Annotated in this window: 6 protein-coding genes; 3 read left to right on the top strand and 3 right to left on the bottom strand. The window is 45.1% G+C overall.

All coding sequences use genetic code 11. The features are described from left to right. Window positions 1-97 precede the first annotated feature (97 nt). Window positions 98-721 carry a precorrin-8X methylmutase gene (locus JGK07_RS31685; RefSeq protein ID WP_293186971.1) on the bottom strand — a complete coding sequence of 208 codons (624 nt, stop codon included), beginning with the start codon at window positions 719-721 and terminating at the stop codon, window positions 98-100. Window positions 722-1599: 878 nt separating this feature from the next. After that, window positions 1600-2403, bottom strand: a complete 804-nt coding sequence (locus JGK07_RS31680) for a TPM domain-containing protein (protein WP_293186972.1) — start codon at window positions 2401-2403, stop codon at window positions 1600-1602. Between the two features lie 659 nt (window positions 2404-3062). On the opposite strand from JGK07_RS31680, the gene JGK07_RS31675 reads away from it, so the two are divergent. Both JGK07_RS31675 and JGK07_RS31670 read left to right on the top strand, forming a co-directional pair. Continuing rightward, window positions 3063-8855 carry a DUF4114 domain-containing protein gene (locus JGK07_RS31675; RefSeq protein ID WP_293291218.1) on the top strand — a complete coding sequence of 1931 codons (5793 nt, stop codon included), beginning with the start codon at window positions 3063-3065 and terminating at the stop codon, window positions 8853-8855. Window positions 8856-9114: 259 nt separating this feature from the next. Further along, entirely contained in the window at window positions 9115-12525 is a 3411-nt protein-coding gene (locus JGK07_RS31670) for a DNA/RNA non-specific endonuclease (protein ID WP_293291216.1), read from the top strand. A 35-nt stretch (window positions 12526-12560) separates the two neighbouring features. Here the strand turns inward: JGK07_RS31670 and JGK07_RS31665 are convergent, their stop codons facing one another. Next, window positions 12561-13520: a pentapeptide repeat-containing protein gene (locus JGK07_RS31665; protein ID WP_293186977.1), complete on the bottom strand. Its 960-nt coding sequence runs from the start codon at window positions 13518-13520 to the stop codon at window positions 12561-12563. A gap of 158 nt (window positions 13521-13678) precedes the next feature. Here JGK07_RS31665 and JGK07_RS31660 point away from each other — a divergent pair. Next, window positions 13679-13892: hypothetical protein (locus JGK07_RS31660; protein ID WP_293225432.1), on the top strand; the 214-nt coding region annotated here is incomplete at its 3' end.

Below are 13892 nucleotides of genomic sequence, written 5' to 3'. Positions count from 1 at the left end.
CATTTGGTTTCACGTACTTTGCCATATTAGTATTATGGATCGCCATGTACGCATTGTCCAGTCTTGTCCAATAAATTAATGATTAGAGGCATACCGATCAACTGTTCCCCTCTTGGCCATAGGCCTGCCAAGCCAAATCCACCAAACCGTTAACAATCGCCACAGCAACCACCGCCGAACCCTTGCGCCCCTCAATCCGAATATGAGGAACCATCGAATCGTGCAGCCTTGACTTAGCCACGTCAACCCCGACAAACCCCGAAGGCGTTCCAATCACCAAAGCCGGTCGAATTTCCTCAGCCTCAATCAAATCCACCAGCGCCGACAAAGAAGTTTGAGCCTGGCCAACCACAAAAATCCCCTCAGGATAGCGTCTAGCCAAAGTTTCAATCCCCCAAGCAGCCCGCGTCCGTTCCTTTTGAGGGCGCGTCAAAGCATCCATCGAACAGTAAACCGGATTCGCAAAGGTACTTTGGATCAGCGGCGTAATGCCCACCTGTACCATCGGCACATCTACTACGATCGTAGTTCGTGCAGCCAAAGCAGCCGCCCCAGCTTGCAAAGCCTGATCGGAAAAACTAATTAAAGACTTGTACTCAAAATCAGCAGTCGCATATATCACACGGCGGACTATTTCGTACTCCGCCGCAGAAAAACCGTGGTCGCCAATTTCATTATCGATTAATCCCAGACTCTGGGCATCGCTTACGTGCCATTCCATTTGTTGGATAGCTGTCGCCTGTGTGTTGTCAGGTATCAGCTTACCAGCTTTTAGTCATAACAGAAGGAAGAAGGAAGAAGGAAGAGGGGAGAAGGAAGAAGGAAGAAGGAAGAAGCAGTCTAATCAAGGGTTTCAGAAATTACGCAGGGTGTCTAGAAACCGGGTTTTTTCACAGCAATACTTCGTTACAGCCGACAAAAAAGCTAAAAAACCCGGTTTCTTTGGACTTGCGCGCGAGGCAGAGAAACCGGGTTTTTCACGAGTTAACTTGGTTGCGGTCGCCAGATTCCTTGACATACTCCCCGACCGTCGCGGACGGGGATTCTAATTCATGGTTCACAGAAGTCGGCTTGCTATATCAGGCTTCCCTTTGATAGTAGAGGCAGTCTTCTCCCCATGCTTTCCCTCGAACGAGGCAGATTCCTAATGCCCTTAGGTACTGTTAGATTAAATTAATCATGGCTTTTGTTTCTTTGGGTACTTAACTTATTTCCCCTAGCTATGTTTTTCTTGGCTTTCGCTACCCAATATTTGGCAGATATCAACTCTGCTTTCTGGTTCAAGGAGTCTTAACAAGCCACCACCATGGGATTTCCAACCAATATAATTATACCAAAAGCCGATACTCAAAGCACGGGGCTTTAGACCCCATTTTTTGGTAAAAGCTGAAAGTCTTATAGAGCAGGACTTTCACCCTCGGGGTTCAAGGCATGGGTTCCGATCGCCCAAGCGATCGCTAATTGTCCATTTAGTAGGGTTTCATTGATTGGATGCGGTTTTTATTTTTCGAGAGTGATGAAAGAGCGCCAAGAGTCACACTAATGACTGATGACTGATGACTGATGACTAATGACTAATAACTAATGACTCATCAAAAACTAACTTTCTTCTGAAGGAGACTTGCCCAATACTGGAGTCAAGAATGCTACCAAAGCCCCGATCGCAAAACCGGCAACATTTCGGGCCAAAGGCAACCAATCAGAAGTCCGAGTTACCACCGGCCCAATTCCGAAGGCCAAAAACAGAATCCCCCACAGCGGCGAAAAAATCAGCGCCCACTGCCAAGACACACCGTCTCCCGGTTTCCGAGGCTGAGCCGCAAACCCGCAGATCACGCCGCCCAGCACCGACGTAATTAAAGTCAGCACCCACTGTTCCCTCGGCAAACCTGGAACTACGCGACAACCGCCCTGACGCAAACAGCCTTCTATCGACTCCAAAGATTCAATGATCGATCGATCTTCGCCATTGTCCCGCACAAAAAACTGATTGCCGTAGCGGGTTTGCAGTTCCACCCAAAAAGTCCGCGGCAGCAGTGGATACAGCGCATCGCCCACATTAAAATTTAGTAAATTGCCACCGCGCGGGTCAGCAACTAGCAATACACTTTTATTGTCTAAGCCCCAATAACTTTTCACAGCCAAACCGGGCGTGCGATCGTACTGAGTCAGCACTCGCAGCTTCCAACCGGTTTCGGCTTCAAAGGCGTTTAAATTTTTTGCCAAACCCTCTTCTTCAATATCCGTAAGGGCTTTAGCTAAATCAATGATCGGCGTCTGAGTCTTCGGCAACAAATCGGGATTGTTGAAAGCATGGGCCGCAGGTGCGATCGTCCACACCGACAAAGCCAGAAAAAAGGCGACAGCAGAGGCTAGAAATTTGCGGGGGAAAAGCTGTGACATAGGAAATTCTAATCCGGGTCTTAATTGTGAATGTTAGCTGGCGGTCTTAACCAGAGGATAAGAGAAAACTCATATTTCTTTACAATTATTTACTTTACAGGAAGCCGAGAGCAAGGGGAAGGGTTCGGGGAAGGAAAGTTTGCGATCGGGGAAGGGGCTGACAATTAACTGTAGAGGGCGCGATCGCGATCCAGGGCAAACCGTCGTTAAACAAGAGCTCGATTTCCTGACGGGTGAGTATCGATCCCAGATATCGTACCCGCAATCAAAAACCTGTAGGGGCGGGTTCACCAAAAGCTTTAAGGGGTGCAGACAGGTTAAATAAACCCGCCCCCACCCACAAAAAAGCCCCTTATTGATATTGGTGCAACATCTGGGATTAATAATACTTCAAGCCGATAGTAATAGAGAGAGACCGGATGTGCGATCGGTTATTTAAGTATTTTCCTGCCTGAAAAAAGTTACCTTCATAAAGATTTAGCATAACTTTAAAAACTATCAGTAAATATACGGCAAATATAACAGACTAGCAACATCAAAAAAACTCTGAACTTCTGTATTTTTCCGAATATCTTTATAATCGAGTCTACCCGATAATGATGAGTAACCGCTGAATAATGATTTAAAAGAAATTAACCATTTTTCAAGGAGTGTCCAGAGTGCCTTTAACCGACCCGATTAGAGAACCTTTAACAGAAGTGGAATCCTTAATTCCCGGACTAGCCCCAACTTTTGCCCCACAACTGCCGGGAATTCAGACTAACAAAACCTTATTATATCAAACTCCCGGATCTTCATCAAACTCTGAACAACCTAACTTAATAGAAACCGCAAAGCCGCCACAATCCGAATTCATTCGAGCCGAAACCGATGCTTTTATTACTAACAAAGCCTCCGATATTAACAGCATACCTTCTGCTAAAACCAGTGCCACCAAAACTAACAGCTACTCCAGGGATTCAACCACTTCTGAAATTGACCTTCTAATTGGCAAACTCGACTCGGACTTAGGAGATCCCCTGACAAACCCGAATCCAACTGCCTCAAATAGCGAGCCTTTTGACTCTAATAAACCCGTTCCTCACCCACCTGCAATCAGCTCGTTAGTCAGTAACTCAGAAATTAATAAAACCACACCTGCTACAACCACTGCAAGTGATAAATTACCTGAAAATAAAACACAATTACTCCCAACCGGAGTTGCCAACTCAGAAAAAGAAAATAACAAAACATTACCCGTTATAACTACATCCACAAACTTAGAAAAAGCTTCGGAAAAAACACCATTACCCGCAACCCCTGAAACGAGTTCAAAACCCGAAGATAACAAAACATCTTTATCGTCAGGGGCTACACTCAAAAGTGATTCAGAACCCAATAAAACATCACCTGCAACTGTATCAACGGTTGACAACTTAGAGCCGAACAAAACATCACCTGCAACTGTATCAACCGATCGCTCTGAGCCGAAAAAAACATCACCTGCAACTGCATCAACCATAATACCAGATCGCAGTACAACTTCATCAGAAAAATCCGAGAAAATTGCAGTAACAAATTCAACCGAAACTGTTGCGGCTAGTCCAAATATTCCCTCAACTGATAAAACCTCTACAGACAAACAGTCCCCAGTTGCCACAACTGACGACAAGATAGACTCAGACAAGCAATCTCAAAACTCCACAATTGTGGAGAAAGCCAACTCAGGCGAACAATCTCGTACTGCCGAAGTTTCTGACAAAATAGACTCCGATAAAAAAGCTCCAATTGCCCAGACTTCAGAAACAAAAAACTCAGACAAACAGCTTCCTATTACCGAAGCTGCCGCCAAAATAGACTCAGATAAAAAATCCCCAAAAGTCGATGCAATACCGACCGAAAAACCCATTTCAGATTCTCAACAGTCACCGACAACACAGCCCCCAACAGCCCCATTAATCCCAGCCACATCTAACCCAGTTTTACCTAACACTAATATCAGTGCAGAAGTCAAATCAACCGATTTACAAAAGCCAGTACAAACCGCCACTCAATCTTTAACTGACAAACAGAATGATACAGGAAAAGTTGACCCATTAAAAATCGAACCTGCTGCAATACCAAAAACAGCAGCCAGTGAAAATGTAACGGTGACGACAGCAACAGCAGCAGTTAACACCCCAGAAAAAACTCCGAACAATACTGACTCAGTTTCGGAAATTAAACAGCCAGTTAAAACAGAATCTATTGTCAGTCAATCAGCAGATGCTGAATTAATCAAAACCGACAAAGATGCAACTTCCAGCATCTCTCAACCTCCCGCAGAAACAGAGTCAGTTATCGCTCCAATTGCGGAAAAGTCTCCTGCAAAAATAGACTTACTCAGTTCTAACGTTGGCGAACAATTACCCAAACAAAGCAACTCCAACGTTTCTACCGTACCCGAACAATTGCCAATAAAAATTGAGTCAATTATTCCCACAAAAAACGATTCGGCTACGGTAGAAAATGAGAGCGTTTTTCCTGAAATAACATCAGAAATTGAAAGCGAATTGCCAACAAAAACCGATTCGGTATCGACAGCAGAATTCACTGCTGATACAATCGAACGGAACATTACTGTTTCCTTCACAGCAGCGGAATTAGAAACTGAGAAAAGCCCAGCACTCTTCTCAACTCCATCAGAGACAGCAGCAGTTACGACACAGATAGCAGAAGTCGAAACAAGCGCTTCACCCTCAACTCTTAAATCCCCACCTAAACTCACTTCAAACAATTATAATAGCAATTCAAATCCCACAGAAACTGTCGCTGTTTTACCAGCGTATTCCGATCCTGAAATTGCGCCCAAATCCGCAGAGATGACAAGCGGTTGGCTACTGTCAGCAACCGAAGAATCTGCTCAACTTTCAGACAATATTGCAGACACTCAACCCAATTCAACACAGCGTACTGGCGACTTCCAAAGCAATACCAATCCCTCAACAAATCTCTCAATAACAGCAGCAGCCAATTCACCCAGTGGCACTTTCCTTGTAGATAACCAAGGACAAGTCAAATTTGACTATGTATTTGACGGCGGCTACTTTACTGGCGAAATCGGCATTTTTAGTCTTTCAGGAATGGAAGCATTTACACCTGGTACTCCAGAATTCATCGCCGAAGCTGCTAGGAGAGTCCTAACTAATTCCACATTAGGAAACATTGTAATCCGCGACAGTACAGAAGGAGCAAAATTCACCGGTTCGATGCCGGGAGAATACGACTTCGGTTCAGGAGAATATCAGGGTATCAAAACTTTCAACATGACCCCTGGAGACACTTTTGCCGTCATGTTCGTACCCAGCGGTACAGTACAATCATCCCTCCAATACTCCTGGCTGTGGGATTTGTTTCCCGAAAACCGTCCCTTATTCAGTATCGCCACAGCCAATCCCAACGATACCGCTCATCTGCTACAAATAGCCGACATTACGGGCAGCGGTAACACCTTTGCCCTCGAAGATATGTCATCCGCTAACTCAGACAGAGATTACAATGACCTAATCTTTAAAATTAGTGGCGCAACCGGAAACGCACCGCTGCTAGATACAGTCATCAACCCTGACAAAGAATGGCGAAATACTCCCCTAGGACAACAATTGCTCGCCGAAGCCAATCCCCCGAATTCTGACAACAATCCGCCCGTTGTTTCGCCGACAAGCGCTCGGACTTATACAGAATTAGAGACAACTATTTCATTAGACAATCTTGCCACAGATGCAGAGGGCGACCCTCTGACAATTAGCGTCCTCAATCCAGTAAACGGCACAGTAATTTTCAATCCCTTAACTAACAAAGCATCGTTTAAACCAGCATCCGGTTTCTCCGGTATTGCCAGCTTTGATTTCCTTGCCAGCGACGCTTTTGGGAGTTCAACGCCCGCGCGGGTGACAGTCAACGTCAGCGATGTTCCTCTGCTAAATCTAGATTTTGTGAAGCGCAATCCCCGACTGGATGCAGGAGAAAATACGGAATTGATTGTGCTCGGAGATTTTGCCGACCAAAAAGGTGTAGTCCTGCCAGATTCTTATCTAACTTACACTTCAATAAATCCAGAAGTAGCACCAATTGATCCAACGGGTAAAGTGACAGGTTTGGTCAACGGCACTTCGATTTTGAGCGCATCTCGAAATAACTTGCAAGCAGTAACAGCGGTGCGAGTTGGAAAATTGCCAGCCCCAACCAACGATGCAGAATTTAATGGAGCACTAGCTGAGATTAACGGTTTGAATGTCTATCCCAAAGCAGTCACAATGACAGCCGGAATGGGACGCTCGCTTTTAGTAGGAATTGAAAATATCATCAAATCCCCCGATCTGAAATTCGGCTCTACAGGAACTCGCTATTTCCCCGGAAACTCCAACCTATTACAAGTGAATTCAGACGGCGTTATTACCGCTATAAAAGAAGGAGTTACTAACGTCACTGTCATTCACGGAGCCGCCGAACAAGTCGTGCCAGTAAGAGTCTCCCTTCCCGCCATCGCCGGAACAATTTTAGGAGTAAATGGCGGTGCAGTTACTGGCAGTGACGGTTCAATTGTGATGGTGCCGCCCGGTGCTCTTGCCGAAAATACAGCTATTAGCTTGACATCTCTAACCAGCAATGATCTATCGCTACAACTTCCCGACGGTTTGCAGTTCGCCGGAGGCTTCAATTTAGACTTGGGCGACAACTCCTTGAAAATTCCCGCTCAATTAGCAATTCCTGCCCCTGCCGGCTTATCTCCTGGTACCGAAATTTTATTCCTGCGAAAAGGTTCGCTGCCGGATGCTAACAATATTTATTCCCCAATTTGGCTGATTCAAGAATCCGGTGTAGTCGATGCCAGCGGTACTATTCGCACTAATTCTCCACCATTTACCGGTATTTTGGAGACTGCCGAAATAGCGATGATAGCAATGCCGGACCTGGAGTTACAGAAGTTGGCATTGGAAAAGTTGCTCACCACCTCCAATATAAATGGTTCCCTTCTCTCAACAAATGTCGGTCTCCCAAATGGTTCCCTTCTCTCAACAAATGTCGGTCTCCAAAACAGCTTTTTAGCAGCCAATGCCGGTTTAATCGGTATAGCCGCCGTCACCACAGCTCAATTCGCCGCTACAATTTTACTGCTGGCTTACTTGGCTAAATACCTGAAATCTGGATTGAAAATTATTGCCATTCCTGAAGTCGGTTTACCTGTAGTCACTCCGGCGGGTGTTGAACTCGATCCAGAAGGGATTCCCCGCGTCACAGCCACTCTAAACATACCCACACTATTCCCAGCAGACCCCTTCGCACCTCCAGTGCTTCAATCCGCTGAATATAAGTTGGAAAATGGCGAACCAACCGTCGTCCTGACAGGCAGCAACTTCCTGAATAATTCCAATGATTTAGGCGGTGAATTTAAAGACTTAACAGTCAGCTTCCGCGTCGGCGACAAAACTTATCCAGGCACATTGATACCGGATAAAAACACCGATTTGGGAGAAAATAGCTACAAAATTGCTGTCAAAATTCCGATTACCGTACCCCTCGGCGAATCCAGCATTGTAGTGTCGAGAAAGCAGAAAAAGCGCTTCGGGCACGGAGGGGCAGATTACGAGATTGTGGAACTCGAAAGTGAAGAAAATATCCGCCTCGCCCCTACCTGCCTTGAATGGGGATTGATAGCAGAACGTTCGAGCGACAGAATCAACGTTATCAACCTCAGAAATGCTGCATCGACTGTTGAAAATCGGACCAGTGATAACTTGGCGGTTGCTGTTAACATTCTCCTAGGCGATCCCACTATTCCATTAGAATGGCCCGATTCGATCGCCCCTACCAACAATGCTACCCGCGCGGCACTGCGAGAGATAGATACTAATCCACAAACAGCAACTGTGGATGGGATTGCCTTGCCCCAGGGAGCTCGCCCGCAAGGTATTGTCATTGACCCCAAAGACAATTACGCTTACATTGCCGACCAAAATCGCCCCAACATCTACGTCCTCGACATCAACCCGAATTCAGCAACCTATCATACTGTTATCCAGACAATTAACGTCACATCACCCCTGGGACTGAGCCAGTTGGCTATCAGCAGCGACGGGCGCCGACTGTTCGCTACTGGTTCCGACAATAACGAACAAACACCTAACCGCCGCATTTACGCTGTCAACATTGACCCCGCCGACAAACCGAGCGCTCAGGGCTCTAACGAGCGGAAGTGGCACCAGCAGATTAAAGTAATTCCCACCCTATCGGAGACAGAGGGCATAGCTGCTACTTCCGACCCCAAGAAAATGGTGTTTACCAACGGGCTTGCTAGTGTCCTTACCATAGATAGTAATGGGGACCAGATAAAGCTTCAAGATGACGGCAAGGGCTTCGGAGTGCTCGAAACGCTCCTTTGTCGCTGGGCGTGGCCACTGACTATTTTGATGTCAACGAGGCAGTGGCTGTAACAGTAACGCAAGACGGGAAATATGCGTTTGTTGCCGGCCGCAACTCTAGGGCAAAGATAAATACGCGCGAGGGTGGAAATATAGGCATTATCGCAAACCCACTGGGGCCCAATCCTCAATTGGTGGCTGCGACTCGACCGATTCCGGGCAGCTTAACTAACAACCTAGCGCTTTCGAGTGACGGCAAATATTTGATTGCTTCCTATCCCACCTTCGGTAGAATCCGGGTAATTACAAGCTTGACGCCCGCGACAGGGGTGTGGATACTTGGGGTTTCCAGGCAAGCAATCAGCGAAATGCGACAACTGCCGACCTCGTCCGCGTGCCTATTGACGATATCAACCCTCTTGTCAGTATTGCGGCCGACTACGAAATTATCGAAGGAAATTGGATTAATAACTTTGGTTTTGGTATCCCGGATGGTACGAAACGCGCTCCCATTGGTATCGGTGGAAATCCTAAAGGTTTGGCGATCGCTTCTGTTAAAAATTGGTTGGAATTAAAAGGACCGATCGGGGATAGCAAGAATGATAGCAATCCTTTAACTCCTACTTTTAAGTGGGATTTGAAGGGTGAGAATGAACCCTGCGGTCTTCCTGGTTTTAAGCCTGATACTGATGTCGAGAAGGTCAATCTTTATGTAAGCGTTTTTCCGCAAGGGAAGGGCTTGTTGCCCGATGATAGGTGGGATGGGTTAAATTCGCAGGACGACAAAGATTACAATCCGAATCGGGTTCTGACTGCTCAATGGGAAAACGGTACGTGGACTTGGGATGGGAAAACTAAGGCTGGTTCTTCAAAGGAGTTTACTCTTTCTAGCGATCGAATGTTGACGGCGGGTCAGGAATATCATTGGGCTGTGGAAGCAGTTACGAAGAAAGGGGATAAAAAAGTTGTTACCGACAAGTTTAAAACTTTACTGCCGACTCCGATTTCTGGTGGTAATACTTTCAGCAGCGTTACTGTTTTAACGCGGGGTGTAGAACCCGGAAATTCCCAAAATAGCCAGTTGATTGATGGGCAAATCAATGGAGTTGCTAAACACATTTTTGATACTGGCGGTACGGTCATGAAATATCAGTCGGCAACTGGTAAGTGGCAGTCTGTTATTCCTCAAGGAAATAGTTGGATATCTAATACTAGCCTTCAGCCTCCTGTCTATGGCAAACCCTTAGTGCTGTTAGCTAATTGGATGGATGGGATGAACGGGATGGATGGGATTGAGCCGAAGCAACTTTATAATTCTGGTTTTGCTGAGGCGGCGGCTGATACTTTATTTGCTTCAATGGTGCAATTGGATTTAAATAAGGGTGGTGGTGTCGGTAGCCCAGGTCAGCTTTATGATAGCACCGGTAAATTAATCCGCACTCAAGGAGCGGTTTTCAACTCGCCACTGCACTTTATCGGTTTCGGGCAGGGGGCTGTTGTTAATAGTGAAATTGTCCAGCGTTTAGGTACGTTTTTACCTGATGCTGGAGGTACAAGTCGGGCAAATCGCGACCTGCAAATGACGACTATTGACCCTTACGATTACGATAATAATTCTTTTTCTGGGCCTTACCTTAACATTCTCGACCCGGAAATTAAGGTGTGGAATAATGTCACTTATGCTGACAATTACTACCAAACAAAGGGTATTGGGAATACAATTAACGGGCGAGAACTTTCTGGAACGAACTGGAAATCTGATTGGAATGTTTCTTTAGGAGAGCGGGCTGGATTTACGGCGGATGACGGGGAAGGTGCTTCCCATCGGGCGGCTTTGGCTTGGTATGCGGGAACTGCTAATCTCACAGGTAGCAAACTGCCATCGGAAAACGGTGACACAATTTACCGCCGCTTGGGCGATTTGGAGCAAAATAATATTGCTGATGTTACTAAGACTTGGTACACTCCTGAGCACACGAATGCCAGACGACCTTATTTTGATGGTGGGAAGAAGACTAAAAATGAGTTGGCTAACTTTGAGAATTATTTGAAGAATAATCGGGTTTCGGTGTTAGAAGATAATACCTACACAGATAGCACTAAGCCCTTCGGAACTCGAATGCGGGGTGATTATGCGGTTCCGACTTTGTTTAATGGAAATTTTGATGCGATCGCTTTCCAACGTAACGCTCAAACTATCCCGGGCTGGTCTTTATTTAATGGCTCATCTGAGGATGGTTCACAATCCCACTTAGTCGATTGGCTGAAAATCGGAGTTCAAGAAGAGAACACCCTAGAAAAAGGCTTAATAGGTAGTGGTTATTTAGATGCCATAGGATACGATGAGAATCAGCCTAATTATGCTCTGAGAATGGGATTAGGTGGGGCAAAACAAATAGTACACAACTATTTTGTGATGCCAGAATGGGGAGACTTGCGGTTTAACCTCCACGCGCCATATCGGAACACTGGAAAGCTTAAGGTCTGGTTGGAAACTCAACCGGAAACTAATTCACAAGGGCAACCAATTCTTGGTACTGGCAGTCATCTTCTCAAAGAAATCGATTTAGCAATAAATCCAGGTAATTCACTAGAGACATACGCAAGCGATATTGACAAAATTGGTTTTGGCAGAGGAGGGTTTGAAACTTTCCATGTAGATAGCAATCAGCTAGATCGATTTCGAGGTCAGGTAGCCAAGCTAAGATTTGAAGTTGAGGGGAATACTAGGGTTTATTTAGATGATGTTTTCTTTAAGAGTAATCACCTTAAATTTGGCAATCCATCAGAAGCTAGGTACAACTCAGAACCACCAAACTTTACCAATTCAAATACCACCAACTTGCTAATTGAGAAACCTCAATACGTAGTATCTTACGATCGCAGTACCCTCAACCCTGCGTGGATAAGTTGGCAAGTCAATAAATCCTGGCTAGGTGATTTAGACCGCCCCGCCACGATCTTTGTCGGGGATCCTCAACTACCAGAAGGATGGCCGAAAATTGACACTAGCTCCTATAAAAATCCTCAAGGTTACAGCTTGGGTTTCGATCAAGGTCACGGAATTCCTTCAGGGGATCGAACAAATCACAAAAAAGACAACTTCGCTACTTTTTTAGGAACAAATTTGATTCCACAAAGCGTGGACAACAATCGATTTTTTGGGAACTCAAAGGATCCCGCACAAGCATCTGCTTGGTATAACGTCGAACAACTGGTGCGGAATCTCGCGCAACAAGGTCAAGAAATTTACGTTGTTGCGGGCAGTTATGGTACAGATTGGAATTCACAGAAGCGAAGTAATGCTCATCCTGATGAAATTGCTCGAGGATACACAAATTCTGAAGCTTTTCAGCAAAAAGGAATTAACATTCCTGGATGGACTTGGAAAACGCTTCTAATTATGGATCGCCCTGGTCAAGGCATACCAGATATCAATCAAAACACGAAAGTGTATACATTTTTGACACCTAATAAAACCGAACCATTTGCTAATTGGCCTCTTACTGGGCAGCCCATACCTCACCCCTTTAATGAAATTCAAGCTGAGCTAGGACTAACTGCGACTCTGCCGGATATCCAAAATGCAGTTGAATGGCGTAATCCTGCTACTTGGCAGCTCACAATTAAGCAGCTTGAAAAGCTGATTGATGGCAGAGGAGGTAGAAAGATAAACTTTTTGTCTAGTCTTCCTGATAACATTCGGACTTATCTCAAAGATCAGTTATATCCAATTATCTAAATTCTCTCAACCATCCTTCAAATCAGACGAAAAACTCATCTCTGATTTGAAGGATATATGTTAGGACCAACGATAACTTCTCCATTTGGTAAAATTGTATTGCGAAATCGGCCAGTTTGAGAGAAAAAGATTTTAGCACTAAGTAGATTAGCGTCTGTGAAATTGACACCATTCATATCCAATGTCAATAAATTAGCACCCTTTAAGTTGGCATAGCTTAAATCCGCAGAATCTAGACAAGAATTTTTAAGATTAGCACCGCTCAAATCAGTACCCCTAAAGTTAACATTCGTCAAGCAGGACTCTTGCAAATTGGCACCGCTTAAGTTAGCATTAGCTAAGTGGGCATTAGGCATAATGATGTTATGTAAATCGACACCTCTAAGGTCAGCCCGATATAAAACTATGCCCTCAAACCTTCTTTCTCCAGCAGCGTAGCGCCGAAGCAATTCCTGAGTTTCCATGACTCTAACTGGATCGCTTTTATGGCTACCATCTGGCATAATAGTATGACAAAATAACGCAGCGTCAGTGTTAATATTCTCCCATTTAGCAGCGCTAAAATTTGTGCCAATTAAGTTGGTATTAGACAGGTTTGCATTGTTTAAGTTAGCATTTTCCAAATTAGCATCGCTCAGGTCAGCATTCCATAAATTAACATTAGCCAGATTTGCATTGCTAAGATTTGCCCCTACTAAACAAACGCTACTCAAGTGAGCATTTTCAAGATTCGCGTTACTCAAATTAGCACCGCTCAGATCGCACCCCTTCAAAATACTTGAGTGTAAATCAGAGCCACTTAGGTCGATCTCAATTAGGTATTCATGCTCGATGAGAGTTCCTTCTAAATTGATCGAGGAATAGTCTCTCCATCCATCTTTATATAAATCGACCACCTCCCTACCAGCCATCTCTGGGTGATGGTTGTTGAGAGATAGAAGCGGAATAACTTCTTCGGCTTCTTCTTCCCATTCGAGATATTCTTCGTTATTCATAACCTTTTTCTGAAGATATTTACATATTAATAATAGCAGATCGTGAGCCAGACAAGATTACAATCGGAATCGTATCCTGACTGCTCAATGGAAGAATGGTACCTGGACTTGGAATGGAGGTAGTAAGGCTGGTTCTTCTGAGGAGTTTACTCTTCCTAATGACCGACCATCGGGCTGCTTTGGCTTGGTATGCGGGAACTGCTAATCTCAATGAAAGTCAGTTTCCTTCGGAGAATGGCGAAACAATTTACCGTCGCTTAGGTGATTTGGCTGAAAATAATATTGCTGATGTTACTAAGACTTGGTACACTCCTGAGCACACGAATGCCAGTTTAACTCATGGCGATACTAAAGCTCCTTGGGAAGGAATTG

Origin of the sequence: Microcoleus sp. PH2017_24_DOB_U_A (genome assembly GCF_020738205.1) — a bacterium.
Lineage (GTDB): Bacteria > Cyanobacteriota > Cyanobacteriia > Cyanobacteriales > Microcoleaceae > Microcoleus.
Note: the sequence above shows the minus strand (reverse complement) of the source record. Positions and strands in the feature narration are given on the sequence as shown.